Here is a 25,787-nt window from a genome sequence, read left to right on the forward strand (position 1 = left end):
GGAACGCGGCCTAGTCGGGCAAGCGGATCGAAAAGGAATGCCGGAACACGTCATTGGGGTCCCACGTGCACTTGGCTCGCTGCAACCGGTCGTAGTTGTCACCGAACATGAAGGTCGGCCAGGCGACCCCGGACTTGTTGTACCGGTCATCGAAGATGTCCGGGTCCGGCGAGTTGATCTGGCAGCCTTCGTAGCGATCGCCCGGCACCGGATATCCGCCTGTCGACGCGAACGTCTGACCGTAGATATCCCGGACCCAGTTGATGTGCATGTCGTCGTCGGCGGCCTCGGTCCAGTAGGCCTGGAACCAGGCGAAGAAGGCCGAATTCCGTTGGAACACCGGCATTTCCGTCGGACTGAACGAGTTGACCTTACCGCCGGCGATCGCGCCGAGCTGCAGCACCGCCGCGCCGGGTGGCGGGGCCTGGTAGTCGGAGCGGGTCATGTTCCGGTAGATCGCCGCGATCTGCTCGTCGGTGAAGTTCTCCCGGAAATAGGCCGCTTTGACCGTGCTGCGCAATGTCGCGTTGGTCATCACCGTCGGATTGCTCGTGTCCACCGTCTCGGTGGAGGCCCACCACCCCAGCCTGCGGCGCGGGAACGGGCCGGTGATGCCGGTGCCCGCGGTGACGGCGGCGAGGTAGTCGTCGAGCAGCTTCTCCGCGCCGGGCACGGTCGCGTCGACCTGGGTGAGCATCCCGATGCCGCCGCCGGACACATGCCCGACGAAGATCATGCCCGCCACCTCCCGGCCGGGGGAGTCCGGATGCTTGTTGTCCACATGCCATTGCCCGTGATTGCGGAGCAGATTCGCGAACTTCTCCTCGTCCAGTACCGCCCACGGAATGAACTGCGTGTGGATGAGAACTTCGGCAGGTGGTTGGGGGAGTTGCATCTCCGGATCGTCGCCGAAGGCATCGCGCGACCGGAACCAGAACCGGGTGATCACGCCGAAGCTGCCACCGCCGCCCCCCGAACACGCCCACCAGAGATCGTTCAGCGCGCCGGTGTCGTCGCGGCAGGCGACCACCGCCCTGGCGCAGCCGTCGGCGTCGACCACGACGATCTCGACCGCCTCGATCAGATCGCTGACATTGCCGTGCAAGCGGGACAGCAGCCCGTGGCCGCCGCCGGTCGCGTGACCGGCGATACCGGTCGACGGGCATACGCCGCCGGGCAGCGTGACACCCCAACCGCGAAACAGCGTTTCATAGATTTCCATGAGCAGTGCGCCACTCTCGATCGCGAATGCGCAGCGGTCCCGGTCGTAATAGATGGCGTTCATCTGCGACATGTCGAGAATGATCTCGGCGTCGGCATGGTAAACGAGATCGCCGTACGAATGGCCGCCGCCGCGAATGGATATTCGTTTGCCGGAGTCGACCGCCTCCTGTACGGCCCGCACGACCTGCTCGGTGTTACCGACCAGCCAGACCGATTCCGGCGCGGCGACGAATCGCCTGTTCCAGCCGACGACCATTTGTGGATAACGTTTACTGTCGGGCGTGATGATCACCGGCCCGAATTCCGTTGCAGTCGACGTGATTTCCTGCACAGCACCCTCCCGTAATGCTCGCATAAACATCCGGCGTCCGGCCGATCGGTCGCGGACGCCAAGGCACAGAAAAGAAATCCATCCCCTTGCGGTGAGGTTATCGCCAGGCCGGGCGGGCGGACAATCGCTCGAAGGTACGGGTTCGGCTACTCGACCGGCTAGTTCTGCCGGCCGCGCGGAAGTGTGAAGATGGGAGGGCGAACAGGTTCGAACGTCGGCAAGGGAGGGCCATGCAATCGAACAGCACGACCGTGGTGGGGGAAGACGCGCTGGCGCCGCAGAAGACGCTGGTCAGCGATTTCATCCGGCTGTTCTACAACGAGAAGAACTTCGACCGCGCCGCCGAACTGCTCAGGCCGGATTTCGTCAACCATCATCCGGGCGTGGGAGTGGGGCGGCAGCGCACCGTGGACACCTTCCGCAAAGAGGTCGGTGATCCGTTTCCGGAGTTCACCTTGACGATTCGGCGGATGGTGGCCGAGGACGACCACGTGTGGACGCACGGCTTGGTGCAGCTCGAACCGGACGGCCCCGTCGCGATCGTGGTCGACATCTGGCGCATCGAGGACGGGCTGCTGGCCGAGAAATGGGACGTGCATCAGGGGGTGCCGGAGGGTTCGAGCATCGCGGAGATGCTGTCGGACTGGCCGTCATGATCTAGGTAAGGCCGCGGTCGGGAAGCCCAGCGATCGGGCGATGGCCGCGGCCTCACCGCGTGAACCCGCGTTGAGCTTCTTCAAGATCCGCGCCACATGGAACTTCACCGTGTGCTCGCTGATGTGCAGGTCGTCGGCGATCGCGCGATTGCGGTGCCCGAGCACGAGGTGGCGCAGCACATCGACCTCGCGCGGATTCAGTGTGCTGCGCAGGTCGGAGCGCGGTATCTCGCGGACCAGCAGCGGTAGCCGGATGGTGACGGTGGCGCCCCAGCCGGGTACCGCGTCGAGTTCGAGCGACCCACCGAGCACGGCCACGCGATCGGTGACCCGGTGCGGGGTGAACGACTCGACAGTAAGCGTGCCAGGTCCGTCGTCGCGGATCGTCATCAGCAATTCGGTGTCGGCCAGGTCCCAGCACACCCGGATCCGGCTGATCCCGTCCTGCGCGAGCATCGACAGGACGCAGCCGCGCGCGACCGTCCGCGCGATCTCGGTGACATGCGACGGAATGTGGCGCTGACCGCCGTCGAAGGCCGAGTATTCGAGGGTGACGGCGCCGTAGTGCGAGAGCATGCCGAGCATGTCCGACAGCCGGGTGTAGGCGCGGTCGGCCCGCTCCTCGCCGAGGATGTCCGCGACCCGGTCAACGTCGTCGACCGAACGGTGCCGGATGATCGCGGAGACCGCGATGTCGACGGCCGTCCGGCGGGCCGTCGCGTCGTCGAGATCGCGGGCCCGCAGGGCCGCCAGCAGCGTGGACAGGGTGGCGGCGTGCTCGTCGGCGAGGTCGGCGATCGCGCGGACCCGATCGCCGCCGGCGAGGAGCCCCGAGGACTCGACGGGCGCGACCGTCTGGATCAAGTCGCGGATGCGTGCCGTGGTCAGGTCCCACAGCTGCTGCACCGTTTCGGTGGTCGCCGCGGGCGGCTCGGTGTCGCCGTCGGTGACGACCGCGAGCAGCGCGCCCGCGGAGTTGGGCGGAGACGCCGCGAAGGCGAGCACGTCGCGCGGCGCGCCGGCCAGCACCGCGCGCCCGAACCGCGGCGTGCCGACATCGACTTCCCGTGCCAGCGCCGACATTTCGGTCGTGCTGACGCACTCGGTGAGCTCGGCGTCGCCCGTCGCCCACAGCGGTGATTTCGGGCAGTCGCCGGTGAGCATGATCAGCGCGCGATGGTCGATCAGCTCCAGGAGAATGGTCGACAGGGTGGCCAGAATTCCGCTCAGTGGCGAACGCATCAATTCGTTCGCCGACGCCAAGGCCCTTGCCGAATTTCCCCAAGCCCCGCCTGCCATATGCCCGAGAATACGTCGCGCGGCCACGGGTGTCGCCGGTATCACCGAGCCGCGACCGAGCTGTGCTCGACCGTGGCTCGAGCCGGGCGGCCCAGCATTACTCCAGACATCAACCCTGGAGAGAGGTCGTGTTGAGCAAGATGACCATGATCACCGAGCCCGTTGGTTCCGTGCGATGACGCCCCGCGTGGTGATTACCGGAATAGGGGTCCGTGCCCCTGGCGGCAACGGCATCAAGGAATTCTGGAACCTGCTGACCGAAGGCCGCACGGCTACCCGGCGAATTTCGTTCTTCGATCCGTCGCCCTACCGCTCCCAGGTCGCCGCCGAGGCGGATTTCGATCCGGTGTGGGAAGGCTTGAGCCAGCGCGAGATCCGCCGGATGGACCGGGCCACCCAGTTCGCGACGGTGTGTGCGCGCGACGCGGTGGCGGCCAGCGGGCTGAACTTCGAGTCGATCGATCCGCATCGGGTCGGCGTCACCCTCGGCAGCGCGGTGGCCGCGGCGACCAGCCTGGAGCGCGAGTATCTCGTGCTGTCCGACTCCGGCCGGAACTGGCTGGTCGACTACGAGTGGCTGTCCCCGCACATGTTCGACTACCTGGCGCCCAGCGTCATGCCCGCGGAGGTGGCCTGGACGGTCGGGGCCGAGGGGCCGGTGTCGTTGGTCTCCAACGGATGCACCTCCGGACTGGACTCGGTGGGTCATGCCTGCCAGTTGATCCGCGAGGGCAGCGCCGACGTCATGCTCGCCGGCGCCACGGACACCCCGATCACGCCGATCGTCGTGGCGTGCTTCGACGCGATCAAGGCGACGACGACCAACAACGACGATCCCGAGCACGCCTCGCGGCCATTCGACCGCTCCCGCAACGGTTTCGTGCTCGCGGAGGGGGCGGCGATGTTCGTGCTGGAGCGTTACGAGCATGCGCGGCGCCGCGGCGCGCACATCTATGCCGAGATCAGCGGGTACGCCAGCCGGTGCAACGCCTACCACATGACCGGCCTGAAGACCGACGGTCGCGAGATGGCCGAGGCCATCCGCGCCGCCTTGGACGAGGCGCACATCGACGGCACCGCCATCGATTACATCAACGCGCACGGCTCGGGCACCAAGCAGAACGACCGGCACGAGACGGCGGCCGTGAAACGTGCGCTGGGCGAGCACGCCTACCGGACGCCGGTCAGCTCGATCAAGTCCATGGTCGGGCATTCGCTCGGTGCGATCGGTTCGGTGGAGATCGCCGCGTCCGCGCTCGCCCTCGAGTACGGGGTGGTGCCGCCCACGGCGAACCTGTACGAGGCCGATCCCGAATGCGACCTCGACTACGTGCCGCGCGTCGCGCGCGAACTCGACGTGCGGACCGTGCTCACGGTGGGCAGCGGGTTCGGCGGATTCCAGAGCGCGATGGTGCTGCGCCGTCCGGAAGGAACGACTCGATGAGCACCGGCAATCCCGTGGTGACGGGCATCGGCGTGGTCGCGCCGAACGGCCTTGGGCTCGAACAGTTCTGGGACGCGACGCTGCATGGCGTCAGCGGCATCGATCGGCTGACCCGGTTCGACGTGACGCGCTATCCGGTGCAACTGGCGGGCGAGATCACCGGCTTCGACGCCGCGGACCACCTGCCCGATCGGTTGCTGCCGCAGACCGACATCTCGACCCGGCTGGCGCTCGTCGCGGCCGACTGGGCGCTCGCGGACGCCGAGCTGAAGTCCGGCGAACTGGTCGACTACGACATGGGCGTGGTGACCGCGAACGCTTGCGGCGGTTTCGAATTCACCCATCGGGAGTTCCAGAAGCTGTGGTCGCAGGGTCCGCAGACGGTGAGCGTCTACGAGTCGTTCGCGTGGTTCTACGCGGTCAATACCGGGCAGATCTCGATCCGCAACGGGATGCGCGGCGCGAGCAGCGCCCTGGTCGCGGAGCAGGCCGGCGGGCTCGACGCGATCGGGCACGCACGGCGGACCATCCGGCGCGGGACGCCGTGCGTGGTGACCGGCGGCGTCGACTCCGCACTCGATCCCTGGGGCTGGGTTTCCCAGATCGCCGGCGGGCGCCTCAGCGACGCGACCGATCCAGCACGTGCGTACCTGCCATTCGACTGCGCGGCACAGGGTTTCGTGCCGGGGGAGGGCGGTGCCATCCTGATGCTGGAGGATCCCGATGCGGCCAGGGCGCGTGGTGCGAACCACGCGTACGGCGAGATCGCCGGGTACGCATCGACTTTCGATCCGCCGCCGGGTTCGCCGCGGCCACCCGGCCTGCAACGCGCGGCCGAGCTGGCGCTCGCCGACGCGGGGATCACGCCCGCCGAAGTGGACGTCGTCTTCGCCGACGCGGCGGCCGAACCGGGCGCCGACCGTGCCGAGGCAACGGCCATCGGCAACATCTTCGGCCCACGCGGGGTACCGGTGACCGCGCCGAAAACGCTGACCGGACGGCTGTATTCGGGCGGTGGACCGCTCGATGTCGCCGCGGCGCTGCTCGCCATCCGGGACGGCGTGCTCCCGCATACGGCGGGCTCGCACGACGTGCCCGACGACTACCAGCTCGATCTGGTGCGGCAGGTGCCGCGGCCGGCTCGGGTCTCGACCGCCCTAGTACTCGCCCGCGGCCTGTGGGGTTTCAACTCGGCCGTGGTCGTACGGCGGGCGAGCGGCTGGCCCGCCCGTCCCGCCGTGTCCGAACACCATGCACAATCAGAGGAGACATCATGCGCAAGATCATGACCATCGACGACCTGCGACGCATTCTGATCGCCAGCGCGGGCGAACCGGACCGGCCCGTGTCCGACACCGAATTCGCGGACACCCTGTTCGAGGACCTCGGCTACGAATCGCTGGCGCTGATGGAGTCGGCGGCCCGGATCGAGCGGGAGTTCGGTGTCGGCGTGCCCGACGATCGGCTCATCGACCTGCGCACGCCGGGTGAGTTCATCGCACTCGTCAACGAGGCCGCCTCGGATGCGGCGTAGGCGGCCGTCTTCATGCCTGCCACCGCCGATACGGCCGTGCTCTTCCGTGATGTGATGGCGCGCTATCCGAGTGGCGTCACGATCGTCACCACGACCGACGGGCCCCGGCCGGTCGGCTTCACGGCCAGCTCGTTCTGTTCGGTCTCCGCACAGCCACCGCTCGTGCTCGTCTGCCTGGCGCGGAAAGCGAACTGCTATCCCGTCTTCGCGCACGCCGACCGGTTCGCGGTGAGCATCCTGGCCACCGGCCAGGGTGCCCTCGCGAGCCGGTTCGCGAGCAAGAACGGAGACAAGTTCGGTGCGGGCGGTTTCGTGCCGACCGCGCGCGGCGGGCTGGTGGTCGCCGACTGCGTCGCGGCGCTGGAGTGCACCGTGCACGACCGGCGACCGGCCGGCGATCACCTGATCATGGTCGGTGCGGTGGAACAGCTTTGCGCCCCGAGCGAACTACCGCCTGCCGTCTACTGCGACCGCAGGTTCGCCGACTTGGTGTAGCACGAGCGGTCGTTCAGCTGCGTTGCCCGGTAAGTCGTTCTACTCTCAAAGAGAGTACGCAAGAGCATCTTACGAGCTCGAGGGGAACGATGTCCGACACTGTTGCGCCGCCCCGCACCGATCAAGCTCCGGCCTATCCGAGCGACCGGACCTGTCCCTATCAGCTACCCGAGCCGTATTCCCAACTCCGGGACGGCGACGACTCGCTGCGCCGGGTGACCCTGTTCGACGGTCGCCCGGCCTGGGTGGTCACCAAGCACGAGACCGCCCGCGCGCTGCTCGCCGACCCGCGGCTGTCCTCGGATCGGTCGCATCCGAACTTTCCCGCGGTGTCGCCCCGCTTCCGGATGTTCCGGAACGGCCCGCGGGTGTTCATCGCCCTCGACCCGCCAGAACACACCGCCAAGCGACGGATGCTGATCAGCGAGTTCACCGTGAAGCGGATCAAGGGGATGCGCGCCGACATCGAACGCATCGTGCACGGCTGCCTCGATGACCTGCTCGCCGCGGGACCGCCCGCCGACCTGGTCGGCCGGTTCGCGCTGCCGGTGCCGTCGCTGGTGATCTGCCGACTGCTCGGGGTGCCGTACGCGGACCACGAACTGTTCCAGGACGCGAGCAGGCGGATCGTGCAGGGGACCACCGCGGCGGAGGCGATCGGTGCGCGGGCGGAAGTCGAGGCATACCTCGACGGGCTGATCACCACGTTGCAGAACCAACCAGGTCCCGGGCTGCTGTCCGCGCTGGCCGCCGATCAACTGGCGCACGGCGGTATCGATCGGGGTGAACTCGTCGCGACCGCGATGTTGCTGCTCGTCGCAGGCCACGAGACGACGGCATCGATGATCGCGCTGTCGGTGATCACCCTGCTGGCCCATCCCGATCAGCACGCCGCCCTGCGCGCCGACCCCAGCCTCATTCCGGGTGCGGTCGAGGAACTGCTGCGCTACCTGGCCATCGCCGACGTCGGCGGTGGTCGATTCGCGACGGCCGACATCGAGATCGACGGCCACCTGATCAAGGCGGGCGACGGCGTGCTCGTCAGCAACGCCATCGCCAACCGCGACGGTTCGGTCTTCGCCGATCCGGACACCTTCGACGTGCACCGCTCGGCCCGCCACCACCTCTCATTCGGCTACGGCGTGCACCAGTGCCTCGGCCAGAACCTGGCCCGGCTGGAACTCGAGGTAGCCCTAGCGGCACTGTCCGAACGCGTTCCGACGTTGCGCCTGGCCGTGCCCGTGGAACAACTGACCCTGCGGCCCGGCTCGACAATCCAAGGCGTCAACGACCTTCCGGTCACCTGGTAACCGGCGCAGGCTCGAAAGGAGACCCCATGCGGATAACCGCCGACCGAACCGTCTGCGTCGGCGCAGGCCTGTGCGCACTCACCGCGCCCGCCATCTTCGACCAGGGTGACGACGACGGCCTGGTCGAAGTACTCGACCCCGCCGCCGCCGACGACCCCGCGGTCCGCGAGGCCGTCGACCTCTGCCCATCCGGTGCCATTGCGCTGACGGAGTAGTTGCTCGGTCAGCCGGCGGATCGGGCGATGATGACGGGGCAGTCGGCGCCGTGCAGGACGGCCTGGCTGACCGACCCGAGGGTCATGCCCGCGAAACCACCGCGACCGTGGCTGCCGACGACGATCAGCTGCGCCTGTGCGGCGGCCTCGAGCAATCGCTGGGCGGGTCGGGCCTCGGCGACCATCCGGAGGACCTGCACGTCGGGGTACTTCTCGCCATAGCCCGCGACGTTTTCGGCGAGCAGTTCCTCGGCCTCTTTCTGCATGTCGTGGCGGGGAATGTAGCGGTTGAATTCGGACCAGGTGAGGACGGTGATCAGCGTGACCCGGCGGCGGGAGGCCTCGTCGAAGGCGATATCGAGGGCGAGCTCGCTGCTGGGTGAGCCGTCCACGCCGACCACCACGGGACGGCGGGAACTCGGCGCGGGCTCCTCGGGGATGACCGCGACCGGGCAGTGCGCGTGCCGCGCCACCGAGGTGCTCACCGAGCCCAGCAGCCCGCGGCGGAAGGCACCGAGCCCGCGGGTGCCGACGACGAGCAGTCGCGCATCCTTGGAGCGGTCGCACAGCACCGGGATCGGCGGCGCCTCGGCCACGACCGTGGTGATGTCGAGGGGATGGACGGGTTCGGCTGCAGCCCTTGCGGTTTCCGTCGCGGCGGCGACCGCGGCGGCCCCGGCGTTGCGGTAGGCGTCGTAGTCGAACTGATCGAAGGCGAGGCCGGGGCCGAAGTCCATCGGCGCACCGATGGCGTAGACGATGTGCAAGGGGGCGCCGTGGCGGGCCGCGTCGAGCGCGGCCCAGCGCACCGCCTCGGTGGCGGTGGCCGAGCCGTCGGTGCCGACCACGACCGGGGGATTGATGCTGTTGCTAGACATCTGAATTGGCGCCTCTCTGCCTTCGGAACCGTTGTTTTCCGGTACCCGTAGATTAGGAATTCGGCACGTCCGGGCTCTGCTGGCGTTGGTCCCGAATCGAGAGGTCTTAGGGCAGCGGTGCGGACCAGCGCAGCACGGTGCCGCCGCCGGGTTTGGTGTCGATGCTGAAGGTGCCGCCTGCCTGTTCGGCGCGGGCGGCGAGGTTGGCCAGGCCGCTGCGGCGGGTGTTGCCGGCGGGGACGCCGGTGCCGTCGTCGGCGACCTCGATGGTGACGTCGTCGCGGATTTTGAGTTCGACCGCGACGGTGGTGGCGGAGGCGTGGCGGACGACGTTGCTGACCGCTTCGCGCAGGACGGCTTCGACGTCGTCGGACAGGGGTGGGGCGAGGACGGTGACCGGGCCGGCCAGGCGAACGGTGGTGCGCAGGCCGGTGTCGGCGGTCATGTCGACGATGATGCCGTGCAAGTGTTTTCGGTATTTCGAGGAGTCGGCGGCGGTGTTGCTCTGCAGGTCGAAGATGGAGTGGCGGATGTCCTGCACGATCGCTTGCACGTCGTCGATGGTTTCGACGAGCCGGGACTTGACCTCGGGTGTTCGTGCGCGCTGCGCGGTGCCTTGCAGGGACAGGCCGACGGCGAAGAGGCGTTGGATGACGTGGTCGTGCAGGCCACGGGCGATGCGGTCGCGGTCGGAGAGCACGTCGAGTTCGCGGCGCTGGCGCTGGTTGTCCGACAGTTGCAGGGCCAGGGCCGCCTGATCGGCGATGGCGGCCATCATCGACTGGGCCGCGGTGTCCAGTGGCGGTGCACCGGTGGGCCGCAAGGTGGTGAGCACGCCGATGACCGACTGGCCCGCGCGCAACGGAAGGACAAGGGCCGGACCGAAAGTGGCGGTGGAGTCGGAGAGGTCGGTGTAGGCGAGCTTGTCGACCGCGACGGTATGCCCGTCCCGGAACGCGGCGCCGGAATGTGAGTCCTCGACCGGGATTCGTTGTCCGAGCAAGGCTTCCGCGCCGGTGCCCGCGGCGGCGACCACCACCAACTCGGTCACCTCGCCCTGCGGAATGTCCGGGTCCTCGGGCAGGGCGAGGAAGGTGCACGACGACTCGGTGAGCGTCAACGCGCGGTTGGCGACCAGCGTCAGGACTTCGTTCGGCTCGCCGCCCGCCAGCAGTTCGGTGGCCACATCGCGGGTCGCCTCGAGCCACTGCTGGCGCTGCCTGGACTGCTCGTAGAGGCGGGCGTTCTCGATGGCGATGCCCGCGGCCGCGGCGAGCGCCTGCACGACGACCTCGTCGTCCTCGGTGAACTCTTGACCACCGGCCTTCTCGGTGAGATAGAGGTTGCCGAAGACCTCGTCGCGGACCTGGACCGGTACGCCGAGGAAGGTGCTCATCGGCGGATGGTGCGCGGGGAACCCCACCGAGGACGGATGATCCGAAAGATTGGACAGCCGAATGGGTTTCGGCTGTTCGATCAACACACCGAGGACGCCGTGGCCGCGCGGCAGATCGCCGATCATCACGCGGGTCCGGTCATCGATGCCCTCGTAGACGAACTCCGACAGCTGCAAGCTCGCCTTGTCGGTCTCGCGGACGCCGAGCGCGCCGTAGCCGGCGTCGACCAGTTCGATGGCGGTGTGCACGATCGAGCGCAGCGTGTTGTCGAGGTCGAGTCCGGCGGTGATCACCAGCATGGCCTCGATGAGGCGGTCCATGCGGTCGCGGACGTCGACGATCTGGGCGATGCGATCCTGGACTTCGACCAGCAGCTCGCGCAGCCGTAGCTGCGACAGCGTTTCGGTCACCGGCGTCCGGCCGCCGGCGGCTGTGACAGGCGGCTCGCGATCCATACCCAGGATTCTTTCACGCTCGGACGTTTCGAATTCCTCCCGCCGGTGGGATAGGCGGCTTATCGCTCCAGGTCCGGCTGGTTCAGTTTCGAGGCCAAGACGGCGGCTTGGGTGCGCCGTTCGACGCCGAGCTTGGTCAGCAAACGGGAGACGTAGTTCTTCACCGTCTTCTCGGCCAGGAACATCCGGCCCGCGATCTGCCGGTTGGTCAGGCCCTCGCCGAGTAGGGCGAGCAGTACGCGTTCCTGGTCGGTCAGGCCGGCCAGCGGGCCGGTCTTGGCCTCGGCTTCGGAACGGAGTTTGGCCATCAACGCGGCGGCGGCGCGGTTGTCGAGCAGGGATTTACCGGCGCCGACCTCGCGGATGGCTTCGATGAGTTCGAGGCTCTTGATGTCTTTGACGACGTAGCCGCTCGCCCCGGCGAGAATGGCGTTGAGCATGGCCTGTTCGTCGGTGAACGAGGTGAGGATCAGGCAGCGCAGGTCCGGGTTCGCGGAGAGCAGTTCGCGGCACAGTTCGATGCCGTTGCCGTCGGGTAGTCGCACATCCAGCACCACCACGTCGGGGCGCAGCGCGGGAATGCGGGCCAGGGCTTGGGAGAACGTGCCTGCCTCGCCGATCACCGCGAGGTCGGGCTCGAGAGCGATGAGGTCGCCGACGCCGCGGCGGACGATTTCGTGGTCGTCGACCAGGAACACCTTGATCGTGGGCAACTGCGGCATTCCTCCAGGTTACGGAGCAGTCGGGCGCGGGGCGACGGAGTTGGACCCTGTTCTGAGGACCTAAGTCCCTTGACTCATCGAGTTCGGTCGAAGTCGAAATTCGCGACCTCGTTTTCGGTACGGCTGGTGGCCGCGACTCCGAAGGCAGGTGGACCGGGGCGATCGGCGTCGGAAGTCCTACGGGCAAGGGCCGTCTTCCCCTTACCCGGGCCGCTACGCCGGTGCGACGGTGGGTCGACAGGAGACGGAGGCTCGCGACATGGATTACGGATTGCCCGACAGCAGCACCCTCGAGACAGCATTGGCACTCGCGGCGCGAGCGCCGTCGGTCGCCGACACCCAGCCGTGGCGCTGGCAGATCGGCAGTCGCTCCCTACACCTCTACCTCGATCCGGCACGGGCGGCCGATCCCGATCAGCGCGGGCCGGTGCTGAGTTGTGGTGCGTCCCTGCATCATTTGCGCGTCGCCCTCGCGGCCCTCGGCTGGTCCGCGGTGGTCCGTCGACTACCGAACCCGGCCCAGCCGCACCATCTGGCGTCGATGCGGTTGCTACGCCATCGATCGACGCCGGTGGAACTCGCACTCAGCGCCGCCATTTCGCGCCGACACACCGACCATCGGCACTTCACCTCCCTACCGATCCCACCCGGCTGCCTGGGCCTGGTGACCGAACGCGCCACCGCACTGGGTGCGCTCGTGCGCCGAGCCACCGATCCGGCCCGTTCACCTGTGCTCGACCCGAGCGACCGAGCACCTGATCCCGACTTCGCCGAGCTACTTGTCATCGGAACAACCGCCGACGACCGAACGTCCCGTCTGCGTGCCGGCGAGGCACTGAGCGCAGTCCTGCTGACCGCCACCAACATCGGCCTCGCCACCGCCCTGCTGGCCCTCGAAACCCCGGAACTGCGCCGCACCGGAGTGCTCGACGGCGCCGCCCACCCCCAGGCCATCGTCCGCATCGGCTGGGCACCGACCGGCATCGGATCGCCGGAGCCGACTCTCGAGGACGCGCGCAGCTGGGCCTGCCGCAGGAGTCACGCGGGTCCCTGCTGAATGTGCCGGACAGCAGTATGGCGTCGGCATGTGCCCGATTCCACACTGGAGGATCATGGCCCGCCGTCGTCGGCACCGGGCCCGACGGGTCCACTACGCGGCGCTGCTCGACGCGGGGCACCGCGTGGTGCTGACAGGCAGCGCGGCCGAGCGGACACTCAGGAGGTGTCGGCCGCCGTCGTGCTCGCAGGCGTACGGGTGCCGACGCGACACAGGGCGAGGGACCTCCGGCAGTTGGTCCCCGCAGCGTCCTGCGGAGGGCACAATGCTGGGACAGTGCTGGCACGTTTTCTGCCGGGGCTCCGGCAATTCGACGGCTACCAGCGGGCGTGGCTCAGGTCCGACCTGGTCGCCGGTATCACCGTGGCCGCGTACCTCGTTCCGCAGGTGATGGCGTACGCGACTGTGGCCGGGTTGCCGCCGGTGGTGGGGTTGTGGGCGGTGCTCGGGCCGCTGGCCGTGTATGCGCTGCTGGCTACTTCGCGACAGCTGTCGGTGGGGCCCGAGTCGACGACCGCGTTGCTCACCGCGGTCGCGCTGGCTCCGCTGGCCCTCGGTGATCCCGAGCGATATGCCGCGCTCGCGGCGGTGCTGGCGTTGCTGGTCGGCGGGGTGTGTCTGCTCGCCGCGGTCGCACGGTTGGGGGTGCTGGCGGATCTGCTGTCCAGGCCGGTGCTGATCGGGTATCTGGCGGGCACCGCGGGGATGATGATCGCCAGTCAGCTCGGGCGGGTCAGCGGGGTCGCGGTGACCGGGGAATCGATTGTCGCGCAGCTGCGTTCGTTCGTGACCCAGCTGGATCAGTGGCACTGGCCGACCAGCGTGCTCGCGGCCGCGGTGCTGAGCGGGCTGCTGGTGCTGGCCTGGCGTGCGCCGCGGGTGCCCGGCCCGCTGCTGGCGGTGCTGCTCGCCACCGGGGTGGTGGCGGTGTTCTCGTTGCAGCGCTACGGCATTCGGGTCGTCGGGACGATACCCGCGGGCATCCCGGTGCCCGGCCTTTCCGCGGTCGCGATGGCCGATGTGGCGGCGCTTATTCTGCCGGCTGTCGGCATCGCGGTCGTCGGCTTCTCCGACAACGCACTCACCGCAAGGGCTTTCGCCGCACGCAACGGCTATCGCGTCGAGGCGAACACCGAACTGGCCGCGCTCGGCGCGACCAATGTGGCGGCCGGGGTGCTGCACGGGTTCCCGGTGAGTTGCAGCGGCAGCCGGACCACGATCGCGGATGCGATGGGCGCGCGCACGCAGTTGTATTCGGTTGTCGCGCTGGGCTGTGTGCTCGCGGTGCTGCTCGGTGCGCGCGACATCCTTGCGGCGTTCCCGTCGGCGGCCTTGGGAGCCTTGGTCATCTACGCGGCATTGCGGCTGATCGACGTGGCCGAGTTCCGGCGGATCGCCCGATTCCGGCGCAGCGAGCTGGTTCTCGCCCTGGGCACGGTCGCAGCAGTGCTGGCGCTCGGCGTGCTCTACGGCGTGCTGGTGGCGATCGCGCTGTCGACCCTCGACCTGCTGCGTCGCATCGCCCGCGCGCACGATGCCGTCCTCGGCTTCGTGCCGGGCTTGGCGGGCATGCACGACATCGACGACTATCCCGGCGCGAAACCCGTTCCCGGACTGGTGATCTACCGCTACGACGCCCCGTTGTGCTTCGCCAACGCTGAGGACCTGCACCGCGGGGCGCTGGCGGCGGTCGACTGGTCGAGCGAGCACGGCGGCGAGCCGGTGCGCTGGTTCGTCCTCAATGTCGAAGCCAACGTGGAGGTCGACCTCACCGCCCTCGACGCCGTCGAACAGCTCCGGGCCGACCTGGCCGCGCGGGCCATCGTCTTCGCGATGGCCAGAGTGAAGCGGGATCTGCGCGACGACCTGGACGCCTTCGGGTTGACCGCCGCGATCGGGGAACACCACCTCTATCCGACCCTGCCCACCGCGGTGGCCGCCTACGAGGCGGACCGCGAGAAGCGGTCGCCCGATGGGTGACCTTGTTCTCCGCCGCTGACAGCGCGATGCTCGAAGTCGATGGCAGACCCTCCGAAAGGACCGACCATGGCAGCCGAAAGTCCCTCGAACGCAATGCAAGACCCGACGATTCTGGTCGCCGTCGACGGCTCCGCGAGCTCGTATCAGGCGGCGGCGTGGGCGGCGGTCGAAGCCGTGCTGCACAACTGCCGGCTGCACCTGCTCACGTCGATGGCGATCCAGCCCGGCTTCGGACCCGGCCTCGGGTTGGGTGAGACGGATCTGGACTGGTTGCGTGTCGACGGGGAGCGAATCCTCACCGAGGCCGCCCGGGTGGCTCGCACGGCAGCACCAGGTGCGGCGCCGCACCTCACCACCGAGGTGTCGTTCGAGCTGGTCATCCCGATGTTGATCGAGCGTTCGGCACAGGCGCGCATGTTGGTGGTCGGCAGCCGGGGGATCGGTGCGTTCCAGCGTGGGCTGCTGGGTTCGGTCAGTACCGCGACCACTCATCATGCGCACTGCCCGGTCGCGGTCATTCATGGCAGTGCCGCGATCGACGCCGTGTCGGCGACCCAGCCGGTCCTGGTGGGTGTCGATGGCACCGACAACAGTGTGCCCGCGGTGGAGCTCGCGTTCGAGGAGGCGTCACGTCGTAAGGTCGGGCTCACCGCGTTGCACGCCTGGAGTGACACCAGCGGTTTCGATCTGCCGGTCGCGGGCTGGGATGCCGCGCAACAGTCCGCCGAGGCAGTGCTCGCGGAGAGTCTCGCGGGTTACGCCGACCGTTATCCCGATGTCGCGGTGCGCCGAATTGTCGTGGCCGACAGGCCCGTTCGATCCCTGCTCGACGAATCGTCCAACGCCCAACTGGTTGTCGTCGGCAGCCACGGACGCGGGGGATTCGCCAGCATGGTCCTGGGCTCGACCAGCAACGCACTGCTGCACTCGGTCGAGGTGCCGATGATCGTCGTGCGCGAACGCTGACCGCACCGTCGGGCGCGGGATCGAGAGCACTCGGCCCCGCGCCTTGTTGTCCCGTCGGAGCCTTGACAACTCTCTTCGGTAAGCGAAGACTTACGGTTCGTAGACACTTACCAAGCAGGAGATGAATGGGGTGCGCTCGCAGATCGAATGCGACGCACGATCTTGGAGCGCCTGGCCGAGAAGCCACAGGCGGTCGGTGAGCTCGCGCGCGAGTTGCCGATCAGCCGCCCTGCGGTTTCCCAGCATTTGAAGGTGCTCAAAGATGCGGGGCTGGTGCTGGATCGGGCGGTCGGTACGCGCCGGATCTACCAGTTGAATCCGGACGGGATGGGCGCGCTGCGTGCGCAACTCGACCGGTTCTGGAGTCGAGCCCTCGCGACGTATCAACAGGTAGTCGAAGAAGATCAGGAGAAGTCATGACCAAGACCGAAGTCGAACCGGTGCAGCAGCAGATCATCGTCAACGCACCATTGGAGCGTGCGTTCGCGCTGTTCACCGAGCGCTTCGACGCGATAAAGCCGCGCGAGCACAATCTGCTGGCGGTCCCGATCGCCGAGACGGTGTTCGAGCCGCGAGTCGGCGGGCACATCTATGACCGGGGCGAGGACGGCAGCGTGTGCCGGTGGGCGCGGGTACTGGCCTACGAGCCGCCGAACCGGGTGGTGTTCAGCTGGGATATCAACGGGCGCTGGGAAATCGAGACCGACCCGGACAAGACCAGTGAGGTGGAGATCCGGTTCACCGCCGAGGGTGCGGACCGCACGCGCGTCGAGCTCGAACACCGGCATATCGAACGCCATGGCGACGGATTGGAGGCCGTGCGCGCCGGTGTCGACGGCGAAGGTGGCTGGCCGCACTACTTGCAGCGGTACCTCGAGGCTGTCGACCGGGAGGCACGAGGCTGACCGGTTACGCCGTGTGTTGAACGCTCTCGCATCGGCGTCGGCACCTGCCGGTGCGAGCGGGCCGCGGCTGGGCGGCTTGCCGCGGCCCGCTCGATCAGCGTGCCCGTCAGCGGTCCGTGCGGGTCAGGGTCCTTGGTCCCGTGGCGACCGGACCAAGGTCGCCGAAGGCGGGAAGGACGTTCATCCACGTCGCGCGGTGAACACGTCGGGCAGTGGGCGTCGCGGCGTCGGGGGCGGTTCGAGGTCATCCGGTGCCGTGCCGATGCGGATGACCACTTGAGGCAGGCCCGCATGGGGGATGAGCCCGGCGAGCAGTCGGCGTCCGGCGGGCAGCTCGGTGATGTGGGTGAGGGCGCAGGTGTTCAGTCCGGCGGTCGTGCACTCGAGCAGCACCACCGACAGCGCTTCTCCGGTGTGCAGCCACTGCATCGCGGAATCATCAGCCGAGCTGAGCACGATGAGTCGTGCGCGGTCCTCGATCTCAGCGCGGCGCATCGAATGTGGCACCGGCGGAAATGCCCGACCGACGCCGACCCTCGCGAACTCGGCATCGGAGACCATGGACGCCGGTGGGATGCCCTCCGGCATCTCGTGATGCCCGGTCCACCAGTGCAATTCGGCCTGGTACTGCATGTCGTAGCGGCGTAACGCGGCGGACTGTTCGGAAGCGGTCGACAGCCGTGCTCGCGCGCTCTCATCGAGCACGTCGAGCTCGATCGCGTGCGGCGACACCAGCTTTCGCAAGGAGTGCACGATGTCGTCCCAGCGTTGCGGCTCGAGCAGCGGCAGCCGATCGGTGTAGCGGCGGTCGATCGCATCGGTGCGGGCATGGATTCCGTCGGGTGGGTCGGGCCACGGCCGGAACTCGATGGTCGCCAGGTGCTGCGGTTGAGCGGGGTCGGGCAGGCGCACCGTGTCGGTGTGCCAGTGACAGGCGGCGAAGGCGCTGCGCAGATGATGCAGCCCGGCGCCGCAGCTGACCAGCTGCTGGCGCCCACGGGGATCGGTGGCCAGTAGTTGGCGGTCGGTGTCGGTGTAGAGGTGCAGCCGGGTTCCGTCGAACACCCAGCGCCACGGCTGCGTGTTGTGCACCGACGGCGCGCGGCAAGCCAGCCGCATCGCCGCCAGCATCGTCGGGTGGTCCGGCGCCTCGGGGTCTTTGACGGTCATATCGCGAGTTTCGTCCGGTCCTGGCGCCGCCGATACGGCCTTTGCGCCGCTGATCCGGGGACCTCTGGCCCCAGTTCCGGCGGGTGCGGTCGGCAGGGTCCCGCTGAGGCAATCGGACCCTACGGCCTCGGGACCTTCGGCCCTGCCCGCCCGCCGCGCGCGGTGGTGACATGGGAGCCGCCGGAAGCCGGTCGAGTCGAGGGCATTCCGCCGCATTCATCGAAGCGAAGGGTAGGGAACACTGTTGCCGCGCGATCTGACACAACGCGAAATCCTGACCGACCTCGAACCGATCGCCGAGGACTGCGTGCACCGGCACCTGTCGATGACCAAGGACTGGCAGCCGCACGACTACGTGCCGTGGGACGAGGGCCGCAATTTCGCCGAGTTGGGCGGGATCGATTGGGAGGCAGGTCAATCGCGGCTCAGCGAGGTCGCCAAGGCGGCGATGGTGACGAACCTGCTCACCGAGGACAACCTGCCCTCCTACCACCGTGAGATCGCCGAGAACTTCTCCCGCGACGGCGCCTGGGGCACCTGGGTCGGCCGCTGGACCGCGGAGGAGATGCGGCACAGCACCGTGATCCGGGACTACCTGGTGGTGACCCGCGGCGTCGACCCGGTCGCGCTCGAGCAGGCCCGAATGATCCACATGACCAACGGTTTCGCCTCCGGCGCCACCGCGGCCGACGTCGCCAGCGGCGCGGGCTTCCTGCATTCCGTTGCCTACGTGAGCTTTCAGGAACTGGCCACCCGCGTCACCCACCGCAACACCAGCCGGGTCTGCCACGACCCGGTCGCCGACCGGATGTTGCAGCGCATCGCCGCCGACGAGAACCTGCACATGATCTTCTACCGCACCATCTGCGGCGCCGCCCTCGACCTGGTCCCGGACCAGGCGATCGAGGCCATCGACGCGATCGTCCGGAACTTCCAGATGCCCGGCGCGGGCATGCCGAACTTCCGGCGCAACGGCGTGCTGATGGCCAAGCACGGCGTCTACGACCTGCGCCAGCACCTCGAGGATGTGCTCGCGCCGGTGCTCCGGCAGTGGAACATCTTCGGCCGCACCGACTTCACCGCCCGCGGCGAGCAGGTCCGCGAGCGCCTCGCCGCCTACCTCGACGACCTGGCGACGGTGCAGATCCCGAAATTCGAGGAGCAGCGCGACCGTTCGCTGGCCCGGGAGCGCGCCCGAGCCTGAGTACCGCTCGGTCTGATCCTGCACTGGGGGAGCCCGCCGTGATCGTTGAGCAGAACTACACCCCGCGTTGCTGAGTTGTCGCTTGTTGCGCTGATCGGCCTCGGTGAAGATCATGGTGCGCCATTCGGCGTCCGTGATGTAGGTCACGGGTCGGGTGCGGTTAATTCTGTTGCGCGGCGCTGTCTTTATGGGTGAGCGCGCAGGACATCGCCGCGGTAACCAGTTGCTAGGAAAGGTAAGACCTTGGAGACGATCACCACGCCTGGGGGAATCGAGCTGGCCTTCGATCGTGTCGGCGGCGGCGACGCCGGAACGGTCATTCTGATCGGCGGGGCATTCAGCTACCGCACCTTCCCAAAAATGGTGGAGCTGGCCGAGAAATTGGCCGAACGCTACGGGTTGACGGTGGTGAATTACGACCGGCGCGGCCGGGGCGACAGCACCGATTCGCCCGGCGTCTATGACGTGGCGAACGAGATCGACGACCTGGCCGCGCTGATCGAGGCGGTCGGCGGCGAAGCCGCGGTGTTCGGCTGGTCCTCGGGGGCGGGTTTGGCGTTGGCGGCGGCGGCCTCGGGGCGCGTACCGGGCATCACGAAGGTGGTCGCCTTCGAGCCGCCCTTCGTGACCAACGACGAAAACTTCGTGCCGCCAGCGGATCTCGCCGATCGGCTGCACGTGCTGATCGCCGAAGACCGGCGGGCCGAGGTGGTGCGGTACTACATGACCAAGGGGATGGGCATGCCCGCCTTCCTCGTTGCGATGATGCGCGTCACCCCGTTCTGGAAGCACCTGCTGGCCACCGCTCCGGCCACCGCGCACGACTGGGCGATCATGGGCCGCTTCATGCGTGGCGAGGCGTTGCGTCCGGCGGATTGGGCCGGGGTCGACGTGCCCACGTTGGTTATTTCCGGCGGCAAGAGCGGTGCGTTGTTGCGCACCGCCGCGCGCGCCATTACCGAAGTGCTGCCGAAGGCGCGGCACGTGGAAGTGGCGAAGTTGAGCCACAACCCGAATGTCGAACTCCTGGTCCCGGTCTCGGGCGAATTCCTCGTCGGCGCGAGCCGATTCGTGGCCTGACTCACCGGCCCATTTTCCACACCACACCTATTTCCGACGGAGCTTCGTCATGACCGAAAACACCGGACTTATCTTTTCGCGCAACGGCGTCGCGCGCTCGTTTGCTGCCCTGACCGCCGTGGCCTTGTCGGCCATGCTGGTCACCGGCTGCGACAGCGCCGAGGCCACCGACCGCGCCGCCACCTCGGCGGTCCGCCCCGCGACCGACCAGGCGTCCGCCGACGGCAACGGCCACTACGCCGCGGTCAACGGTGGCCGGCTCTACTACGAAACCCACGGCACCGGCCAGCCGCTGATCCTGTTGCACGGTGGCCTCGGCACCGGCGAATCCACCTTCGGCGCAATGATTCCCGAACTGGCCAAGAACCGCCGGGTCATTGCGGTGGACCTGCAGGCGCACGGCCACACCCCCGACTTCGCGCGACCGTTGTCCTACGAGGCGCTGGCCGATGATGTCGCGGCCCTCATCAACCATTTGCAACTAGGTAAAGCGGACCTGCTCGGTTACTCGCTCGGCGGTGGCGTCGCCCTCCAGGTGGCTGCCCGCACCCCGGACCTGGTCGACCGGTTGGTAGTCGCCTCGGCGCCCTTCCGTTCCGACGGCTGGGTGCCGGAGACCCGCGCGGGCATGGCCGCCATGAATCCGGATGCGCTGCGCGAAACCCCGTTGTTCCAGCTCTACAGCGGTGTCGCGCCGGACCCGGCGGGTTGGCACGGTCTGGTCACCAAGACCAGGGACCTGCTCACCAAGGAATACGACTGGACCGCGCAATTGGCACAGGTCCGAGCACCCGCGCTCGTCCTGACCGCCGAGTCCGACGCCCTGTACCGCGACCACGCCACCGACATGGTCGCCAGGCTCAATGCCGGTAAGGCCGCTTCCCGGCTCGAAATCGTGCCGGGCACAACGCATTACGACATCATGTACCGGGCCGATCTGTTGCTGCCGCTGATCGGCACTTTCCTCGACACCACCCGATAACCGCCCACCAGCGAGCCGCGATCGATACCTCGGTCGCGGCTCCGCTGTTGCACCAGGCCGGTCACCCCAGCACGGCCGCCTCGGCGATGGTCTCCAGGAAGGGGTGCACGAGTGGGTTCTTGCCCGCGACCGGCCACATCAGTCCGTAGTCGATCGTCGCCGCGTCGTGGAAGGGAACGAAGACCACGCCCGGCCGGGAATGGAACTGGGCCGCGCGCAGCGCGACGGTACTGACACCGACCCCTTGGCTGACGTGCACGAGCACCTCGGGCCAGAAGTTCGTCGCCGGTCCCTGCGGAATCGGGCGCCCCAACGGTGTGTGGCGCGGGAAGTAACGGTCCATCCAGTAGCTCGGGATGAGTTCGTCGGCGAGGGTGACCAGCGTGGCGCCGGCGAGATCCTCCATCGATACCGATTTCCGCGTCGCGAACGGATGATCCTCGGGGACCATGAGCGCGCGCGGTTCGGCGAACATGACCGGCCCGGTCTTGATGTCGGGCTCGGCGATCGGGAACTCGGTGAGCTGGAGATCGACTGCGCCCGAACGCATCCGGCCGAGCGGGTCGGTGAGCTGGATCTCCTCGATGTCGACCGCCGTGTCCGGGTAGCGGATGCGGAACATCTCCGTCGCCTGCACGATCAGGTTCCCGCACCACGGCGCGGAGAACCCGACCGTGATGGCCCGTTGGGCGCTGTTGCCCTTGCTCGCCGCGGTGACGCTGGCCGATATCTGGTCGTAGGCCGGGCGCAGCTCGTCGCGCAGCTGTTTGCCGAGTGGCGTGAGAGTCACTGTGCGGCTGTTGCGTTCGAACAGCGGTGCGCCGATGCGACGTTCCAGCTTGCGAATCGTCTGACTGATCCGGCTGGTCGTCACGTGCAGGCGCTCTGCCGTCCTGCCGAAATGTAGTTCGTCGGCGAGCGTGAGGAAGGCCTCCAGCTCGAGGCGTTCCAGCATGCGTGTTCCCTCGTATCGTTGAGCGAGGCTCAACGTAGCATGCTCGATTCGGCCCTTGCGCTATGTGCCGCGACCTGGAACCGTGCGCCGACGGCGGTCCGCGACGGCCAGCCGGTCGGCGGTGATCGGCAGGCTGTCGGCAGTGCATTCCGGACCTTTGGGGGGAGGTGGCGGGTCGAGGTCGTGCGTAGCGTAAATCGGCGTGAATATGGCCTTTTCGAGAAAGCGCGTTCGTAGGATTTGGCTGCTCGCGGGCGTTTCCGCGTTGGTGCTGGGTGGGTGCGCGGTGTCGGCTGCGGACAGTTTTGCCGCGGATATTCGGGCCGACAGTAATCGGGACGGTGTTGTCGACGGCAACGATGTCGGCGGTCGGATCGAGAAGGATAAGTGGACAGCGGAATACGGCGCTGTTCTGTTGCCGAATATCGGTGACGTGGCGCGGCGGTGTCCGTCGAGTAGTAGCCAGGTATCCGACGATGAGCTCGCGGCCTGTCATGACGCGGCCGATGATGTGGCGCGCGCACCTGATTATCTGGCACCGATGGTGACCATGCCGTTCGGGCGGTCAGCGAAGGGAGCGACCGGGCGGGTGGCGGCGGTGGGGGTCGGAGCCGACAAGATCCGGATATTTGTGAAACGTGCGGAGGCGTGGGTTCTGCTGGGTCCGGGCGCGGCGCTGACCGAATCCGAACTGCGGCACGGCGCGACCCTCGGGATCGATTCGCGGGATGTCGTGCGTGATCGGGCGGTGTGGGATGGGTCTGTCACCGTCCGCTTCACGGTCCAGCGCGGTGACCGGACGGTCACCGATGAGGTCGCCCTTCGCGTGGCGCCGGTTGTCCTGCATCACCACAACCAGAGCGTGGAGACCCTGCTGGTGTCCGAGAGCGGTGACGACGAAAGCCATGCCCGGTTCGTTGGCGAATTGGCTTCGGCGGCGCGCGCCAGTGGGTTGAACGCGCCGCTGGTTCGGCTGAATACCACCGATACCTGGGGTCAGGACTTCCTGGAGTTCGGCTATGTGTCGATGCCCGGCCGGGGCGGCAAGAGTATTTCGATGCGCATCGCGATCCGTTCCCCGCAACCCGAACGGGAAGGCGGCCGTGCGGTTTTCGACCTCAGGGGTCCCGGCGTGGGAGCGATTCAACTCGGCGGAGCCGGCAGCGACCATGTGGACGGGTTCGGCAATGTCGAGACGATACCGCCGCACACGCACGCGGGACGCGAGTTCCCGGCAGGTCGGGTAATCATCGGCACCGGAAACGTGGACAACCCCGCCGCGACAAGCGTGGAACTGCAAAAGTTCTTCAACGCCCAGCAGATTCAGCCGCCGGTGATTCTGGACGCCTCATGGCTGATCGTCGGACACGTCGACGAATTCGTTCAGTTCTTGCCGACGGCTTCCGGTCGCGGGTGGCGGCCCGCGGTCACCGATCCCCGGCGCGGTCTCCAGGTCCTGCGCGACCAGCAGCGAGCCGGGCATGGCAGCGCGCCGGCGTTCTCCCGCCCTGGCGTCTCCGATCGAACCATCGACGACATTTTGGCCGACCAGAAATTCGTCGCCGACAACGAACGCGCGTCGCAGAAGATCGAAGCGAACGTTGCGCGGCTGCACCAGGAGGCCGGGCTGAAACCCGAGGAGTTCGTGCGCATTCCGGGTCTCTACAAAGGCGGCGACATACCGGAAGCACCGGACGCGCTGACGAGCTTCTATCCGGGCGCGGTCAACGGCGTCCTGATGAACGCGACGAACTACATCTCGGCGCGGCAGTGGGGCCCGATCGTCGACGGACGGGACGTGTTCGAAGCCGCGGTGACCGAGGCGTACCAATCGGCCGGAGTCGCGGTGCACTACGTCGACGAGTGGGAGGCGCTGCACCTGGGCGGTGGTGAAATCCACTGCGGTACGAACGTCATGCGACAGCTGGGCAGTCCGCCGGTTAGGTGAAAACTACCGACGCGAACATTGCGCTGTCCCCGTGACGATTGCTGCATGCGACGACAGTACGTACCCATCTCGACGAGCGATCCGTCATGAGTCTGCGCGACCCAGCCGATCGGCCGGAAAGAACAGCTCGTCGGGGGATAGGTCCGAATACGCACCGCCACTTAACGTCAGAGCCCGGTGATCAGCCGCACGGACTGCCCTCCGTTGTCGCTGTCGGGTGGCACGGCCGATCACCGCACAGGTCCGCCGGTCTCGGTAATCGCTCGCCAGGCACCAATCCCTCGAACCTGGCCCGAGACCGGCGGACCGATTCCCGCCCCGCCACCGCACCGCCCGCATGGCCGTACCACCCCTGGAGACGTAATGCTCACCGCAGACCCGGAACTCGTGTCGTTCCGCACCTCGGCGATGCTGCCGATCGTGTTCTTCCTACCGCCGCTCGTCAGCTTCGCGGTCGCGCCGGGAGCCGCCTGGGCCGAGTACCCCGGCATCCTGTTCCATCTCGCGATTCTCGTGCTCATCGCGCGGATGGACGCCCCGGAATGGGCCAGGGCAGCGGGTTACGGCTGGATCGTGATCGATGTGGTCACCGGCGTCCTGGTGATCAACGAGGTACCCGAGGACATCACCTGGCCGATCCGCCTGGGCGGGCACGTTCTCGCCGGCGTCTGGATGATCGCGGCGTCGCTGCTCGCCGAATCGAAGGCGGTCCGGATCGCCGGAGTGGTCGTCGGCAGCTGGCTCGCCCTCTACAGCTTCGGCAGTCACTACCTGCCCCGGCCGTTCCTGTACCCCGCCAGCATCCTCACGGTCGTCTGGCTCGGGCTGCTCGCCGCGTACTACCGGCCCGGGGAACCTACCGCTCGGTGAAGTGCGCCAGCGTGTCGATGACCCGTTCCGCGATATCGGCAGGCCACGGAAAAGAGGGTGCGGCGGCGTGCTGGTGGGCGAGCCCGTGCAGACCCAGCCAGAGCGCTACCGCGTCCGCGGCGGGGTCGTCGCTGGTGGCGTCGCCCGCGGTGACGCACTCCGCGAGGCTGTCGGCGAGCAGTTGCATGCTCGTCTGCCCGAGGGTGGCCACGTCGGCTGCGGTCACTGAGGACTGGTCCAGGTCGGGCACCCACAGTCCGCCGAACATGGTGCGGTAGCGCCCCGGACGGTCGCGCGCGAACTCCAGATAGCCGTAACAGACGGCCAGTAATCGCTCGCGCGGCGTCGTACCCGCAGCATCCCGGGCAGTGCGCAATCGCTCGTCCAGCTCGGCGAAGGCGTTCTGCACCACGGCCAGCATGATGGCCGGCTGATCGGCGAAGTGGCGATAGATCGAGGGGGCCGCGATCCCCGCGCGACGCGCGACCGAACGCAGGGTGATCGCGCTTTCCTCACCGGTTTCGTCGAGCAGTGCGACCGCGGCCGCCACGATCTCGTCGCGCAATCGAGCGCCCTCGCCGCGGGGGTTGCGCGTGCGGACCGGGGTCGCGACCTCGTTCTTTCCCATGCCGTCAGCTTACATCACAAAACTTACAGCTGTTAGCCCTTGCGCAAAGTCGGTTTACAGCCGTAGCCTTACACTCGTTATC

At 67.9% G+C, this 25,787-nt stretch carries 24 protein-coding genes and 1 pseudogene; 17 read left to right on the forward strand and 8 right to left on the reverse strand.

Annotation, left to right across the window (positions count from 1 at the left end; translation table 11 throughout):
• Positions 1-10 precede the first annotated feature (10 nt).
• The gene (locus tag IBX18_RS07285; protein WP_306796182.1) at positions 11-1,555 is read right to left on the reverse strand and encodes an FAD-binding protein; all 1,545 of its coding nucleotides are present in this window, start codon (positions 1,553-1,555) and stop codon (positions 11-13) included.
• A gap of 230 nt (positions 1,556-1,785) precedes the next feature.
• Between IBX18_RS07285 and IBX18_RS07290 the strand changes: the two genes are divergently transcribed.
• Positions 1,786-2,211, forward strand: coding sequence for a nuclear transport factor 2 family protein (locus tag IBX18_RS07290; RefSeq protein ID WP_194832968.1), 426 nt, complete (start codon positions 1,786-1,788; stop codon positions 2,209-2,211).
• Here IBX18_RS07290 and IBX18_RS07295 read toward each other — a convergent pair.
• On the reverse strand, positions 2,206-3,510 hold the full coding sequence (locus IBX18_RS07295; protein WP_194832969.1) for a LuxR C-terminal-related transcriptional regulator: 1,305 nt from the start codon (positions 3,508-3,510) through the stop codon (positions 2,206-2,208). The two genes, IBX18_RS07290 and IBX18_RS07295, sit on opposite strands and share 6 nt — an antisense overlap.
• 175 nt (positions 3,511-3,685) lie before the next feature.
• Here IBX18_RS07295 and IBX18_RS07300 point away from each other — a divergent pair, with 175 nt between their 5' ends.
• From IBX18_RS07300 to IBX18_RS07325, 6 genes are all read left to right on the forward strand, one after another.
• Positions 3,686-4,954, forward strand: a complete 1,269-nt coding sequence (locus IBX18_RS07300; RefSeq protein WP_194832970.1) for a beta-ketoacyl synthase — start codon at positions 3,686-3,688, stop codon at positions 4,952-4,954.
• Complete coding sequence (locus IBX18_RS07305) at positions 4,951-6,243, forward strand: ketosynthase chain-length factor (protein WP_194832971.1); 1,293 nt, start codon at positions 4,951-4,953, stop codon at positions 6,241-6,243. The genes IBX18_RS07300 and IBX18_RS07305 overlap by 4 nt, the downstream gene beginning before the upstream one ends.
• Positions 6,228-6,488, forward strand: a complete 261-nt coding sequence (locus IBX18_RS07310; RefSeq protein ID WP_206055172.1) for an acyl carrier protein — start codon at positions 6,228-6,230, stop codon at positions 6,486-6,488. Before IBX18_RS07305 ends, IBX18_RS07310 begins: the two co-directional genes overlap by 16 nt.
• Positions 6,489-6,500: 12 nt before the next feature.
• Positions 6,501-6,983, forward strand: coding sequence for a flavin reductase family protein (locus IBX18_RS07315; protein ID WP_147128372.1), 483 nt, complete (start codon positions 6,501-6,503; stop codon positions 6,981-6,983).
• Positions 6,984-7,072: 89 nt separating this feature from the next.
• On the forward strand, positions 7,073-8,293 hold the full coding sequence (locus IBX18_RS07320) for a cytochrome P450 (RefSeq protein WP_194832972.1): 1,221 nt from the start codon (positions 7,073-7,075) through the stop codon (positions 8,291-8,293).
• A 26-nt stretch (positions 8,294-8,319) separates the two neighbouring features.
• A complete protein-coding gene (locus IBX18_RS07325) occupies positions 8,320-8,508 on the forward strand; it encodes a ferredoxin (protein WP_107657095.1) in 189 nt (62 codons plus the stop codon).
• A gap of 8 nt (positions 8,509-8,516) precedes the next feature.
• On the opposite strand, the gene IBX18_RS07330 is transcribed toward IBX18_RS07325, so the two are convergent.
• The 3 genes from IBX18_RS07330 to IBX18_RS07340 all read right to left on the reverse strand — a co-directional run bounded on the left by IBX18_RS07330 (position 8,517) and on the right by IBX18_RS07340 (position 11,960).
• The gene (locus IBX18_RS07330; RefSeq protein WP_194832973.1) at positions 8,517-9,386 is read right to left on the reverse strand and encodes a universal stress protein; all 870 of its coding nucleotides are present in this window, start codon (positions 9,384-9,386) and stop codon (positions 8,517-8,519) included.
• Positions 9,387-9,492: 106 nt separating this feature from the next.
• Positions 9,493-11,238 (reverse strand): GAF domain-containing sensor histidine kinase, encoded by a 1,746-nt coding sequence (locus IBX18_RS07335; protein ID WP_194832974.1) that lies wholly within the window; start codon positions 11,236-11,238, stop codon positions 9,493-9,495.
• A gap of 59 nt (positions 11,239-11,297) precedes the next feature.
• Positions 11,298-11,960 carry a response regulator transcription factor gene (locus tag IBX18_RS07340; protein ID WP_194832975.1) on the reverse strand — a complete coding sequence of 221 codons (663 nt, stop codon included), beginning with the start codon at positions 11,958-11,960 and terminating at the stop codon, positions 11,298-11,300.
• 259 nt (positions 11,961-12,219) lie between these two features.
• On the opposite strand from IBX18_RS07340, the gene IBX18_RS07345 reads away from it, so the two are divergent.
• The 5 genes and pseudogenes from IBX18_RS07345 (at position 12,220) to IBX18_RS07365 (ending at position 16,868) form a co-directional block, all read left to right on the forward strand.
• Complete coding sequence (locus IBX18_RS07345; protein WP_194832976.1) at positions 12,220-13,017, forward strand: NAD(P)H nitroreductase; 798 nt, start codon at positions 12,220-12,222, stop codon at positions 13,015-13,017.
• 276 nt (positions 13,018-13,293) lie between these two features.
• Positions 13,294-14,997 carry a SulP family inorganic anion transporter gene (locus tag IBX18_RS07350; protein WP_194832977.1) on the forward strand — a complete coding sequence of 568 codons (1,704 nt, stop codon included), beginning with the start codon at positions 13,294-13,296 and terminating at the stop codon, positions 14,995-14,997.
• Positions 14,998-15,063: 66 nt separating this feature from the next.
• A complete protein-coding gene (locus tag IBX18_RS07355) occupies positions 15,064-15,963 on the forward strand; it encodes a universal stress protein (RefSeq protein ID WP_194832978.1) in 900 nt (299 codons plus the stop codon).
• Between the two features lie 99 nt (positions 15,964-16,062).
• Positions 16,063-16,383: pseudogene (locus tag IBX18_RS07360) on the forward strand (ArsR/SmtB family transcription factor); the annotation flags it as partial.
• Entirely contained in the window at positions 16,380-16,868 is a 489-nt protein-coding gene (locus tag IBX18_RS07365; RefSeq protein ID WP_194832980.1) for an SRPBCC family protein, read from the forward strand. The pseudogene IBX18_RS07360 and the gene IBX18_RS07365, both read left to right, overlap by 4 nt.
• Before the next feature lie 180 nt (positions 16,869-17,048).
• On the opposite strand, the gene IBX18_RS07370 is transcribed toward IBX18_RS07365, so the two are convergent.
• The gene (locus IBX18_RS07370) at positions 17,049-18,038 is read right to left on the reverse strand and encodes a hypothetical protein (RefSeq protein ID WP_194832981.1); all 990 of its coding nucleotides are present in this window, start codon (positions 18,036-18,038) and stop codon (positions 17,049-17,051) included.
• Positions 18,039-18,282: 244 nt separating this feature from the next.
• Here IBX18_RS07370 and IBX18_RS07375 point away from each other — a divergent pair, with 244 nt between their 5' ends.
• From IBX18_RS07375 to IBX18_RS07385, 3 genes are all read left to right on the forward strand, one after another.
• A complete protein-coding gene (locus IBX18_RS07375; RefSeq protein ID WP_194832982.1) occupies positions 18,283-19,242 on the forward strand; it encodes an acyl-ACP desaturase in 960 nt (319 codons plus the stop codon).
• 243 nt (positions 19,243-19,485) lie between these two features.
• Positions 19,486-20,322 carry an alpha/beta fold hydrolase gene (locus IBX18_RS07380; protein ID WP_194832983.1) on the forward strand — a complete coding sequence of 279 codons (837 nt, stop codon included), beginning with the start codon at positions 19,486-19,488 and terminating at the stop codon, positions 20,320-20,322.
• Positions 20,323-20,371: 49 nt separating this feature from the next.
• Positions 20,372-21,304 carry an alpha/beta fold hydrolase gene (locus IBX18_RS07385; RefSeq protein ID WP_194832984.1) on the forward strand — a complete coding sequence of 311 codons (933 nt, stop codon included), beginning with the start codon at positions 20,372-20,374 and terminating at the stop codon, positions 21,302-21,304.
• Between the two features lie 61 nt (positions 21,305-21,365).
• Here IBX18_RS07385 and IBX18_RS07390 read toward each other — a convergent pair whose 3' ends face one another.
• Complete coding sequence (locus IBX18_RS07390) at positions 21,366-22,259, reverse strand: LysR family transcriptional regulator (RefSeq protein ID WP_194832985.1); 894 nt, start codon at positions 22,257-22,259, stop codon at positions 21,366-21,368.
• A 286-nt stretch (positions 22,260-22,545) separates the two neighbouring features.
• Between IBX18_RS07390 and IBX18_RS07395 the strand changes: the two genes are divergently transcribed.
• Both IBX18_RS07395 and IBX18_RS07400 read left to right on the forward strand, forming a co-directional pair.
• Complete coding sequence (locus IBX18_RS07395) at positions 22,546-24,207, forward strand: protein-arginine deiminase domain-containing protein (protein ID WP_194832986.1); 1,662 nt, start codon at positions 22,546-22,548, stop codon at positions 24,205-24,207.
• 363 nt (positions 24,208-24,570) lie between these two features.
• On the forward strand, positions 24,571-25,077 hold the full coding sequence (locus IBX18_RS07400) for a hypothetical protein (protein WP_194832987.1): 507 nt from the start codon (positions 24,571-24,573) through the stop codon (positions 25,075-25,077).
• On the opposite strand, the gene IBX18_RS07405 is transcribed toward IBX18_RS07400, so the two are convergent.
• A complete protein-coding gene (locus IBX18_RS07405; protein WP_194832988.1) occupies positions 25,064-25,705 on the reverse strand; it encodes a TetR/AcrR family transcriptional regulator in 642 nt (213 codons plus the stop codon). The genes IBX18_RS07400 and IBX18_RS07405 overlap by 14 nt on opposite strands.
• Positions 25,706-25,787 lie beyond the last annotated feature (82 nt).

Source organism: Nocardia sp. XZ_19_369 (assembly GCF_015355715.1).
In the GTDB taxonomy this organism is placed as follows: domain Bacteria; phylum Actinomycetota; class Actinomycetes; order Mycobacteriales; family Mycobacteriaceae; genus Nocardia.

Excerpts from the sequence above, each read along its gene's own strand:
- IBX18_RS07290 (WP_194832968.1), top strand. The coding sequence starts at position 1,786 with ATGCAATCGAACAGCACGACCGTGGTGGGGGAAGACGCGCTGGCGCCG.
- IBX18_RS07295 (WP_194832969.1), bottom strand. The coding sequence starts at position 3,510 with ATGGCAGGCGGGGCTTGGGGAAATTCGGCAAGGGCCTTGGCGTCGGCG.
- IBX18_RS07300 (WP_194832970.1), top strand. The coding sequence starts at position 3,686 with ATGACGCCCCGCGTGGTGATTACCGGAATAGGGGTCCGTGCCCCTGGC.
- IBX18_RS07305 (WP_194832971.1), top strand. The coding sequence starts at position 4,951 with ATGAGCACCGGCAATCCCGTGGTGACGGGCATCGGCGTGGTCGCGCCG.
- IBX18_RS07310 (WP_206055172.1), top strand. The coding sequence starts at position 6,228 with ATGCGCAAGATCATGACCATCGACGACCTGCGACGCATTCTGATCGCC.
- IBX18_RS07315 (WP_147128372.1), top strand. The coding sequence starts at position 6,501 with ATGCCTGCCACCGCCGATACGGCCGTGCTCTTCCGTGATGTGATGGCG.
- IBX18_RS07320 (WP_194832972.1), top strand. The coding sequence starts at position 7,073 with ATGTCCGACACTGTTGCGCCGCCCCGCACCGATCAAGCTCCGGCCTAT.
- IBX18_RS07325 (WP_107657095.1), top strand. The coding sequence starts at position 8,320 with ATGCGGATAACCGCCGACCGAACCGTCTGCGTCGGCGCAGGCCTGTGC.
- IBX18_RS07330 (WP_194832973.1), bottom strand. The coding sequence starts at position 9,386 with ATGTCTAGCAACAGCATCAATCCCCCGGTCGTGGTCGGCACCGACGGC.
- IBX18_RS07335 (WP_194832974.1), bottom strand. The coding sequence starts at position 11,238 with ATGGATCGCGAGCCGCCTGTCACAGCCGCCGGCGGCCGGACGCCGGTG.
- IBX18_RS07340 (WP_194832975.1), bottom strand. The coding sequence starts at position 11,960 with ATGCCGCAGTTGCCCACGATCAAGGTGTTCCTGGTCGACGACCACGAA.
- IBX18_RS07345 (WP_194832976.1), top strand. The coding sequence starts at position 12,220 with ATGGATTACGGATTGCCCGACAGCAGCACCCTCGAGACAGCATTGGCA.
- IBX18_RS07355 (WP_194832978.1), top strand. The coding sequence starts at position 15,064 with ATGGCAGCCGAAAGTCCCTCGAACGCAATGCAAGACCCGACGATTCTG.
- IBX18_RS07365 (WP_194832980.1), top strand. The coding sequence starts at position 16,380 with ATGACCAAGACCGAAGTCGAACCGGTGCAGCAGCAGATCATCGTCAAC.
- IBX18_RS07370 (WP_194832981.1), bottom strand. The coding sequence starts at position 18,038 with ATGACCGTCAAAGACCCCGAGGCGCCGGACCACCCGACGATGCTGGCG.
- IBX18_RS07385 (WP_194832984.1), top strand. The coding sequence starts at position 20,372 with ATGACCGAAAACACCGGACTTATCTTTTCGCGCAACGGCGTCGCGCGC.
- IBX18_RS07390 (WP_194832985.1), bottom strand. The coding sequence starts at position 22,259 with ATGCTGGAACGCCTCGAGCTGGAGGCCTTCCTCACGCTCGCCGACGAA.
- IBX18_RS07400 (WP_194832987.1), top strand. The coding sequence starts at position 24,571 with ATGCTCACCGCAGACCCGGAACTCGTGTCGTTCCGCACCTCGGCGATG.
- IBX18_RS07405 (WP_194832988.1), bottom strand. The coding sequence starts at position 25,705 with ATGGGAAAGAACGAGGTCGCGACCCCGGTCCGCACGCGCAACCCCCGC.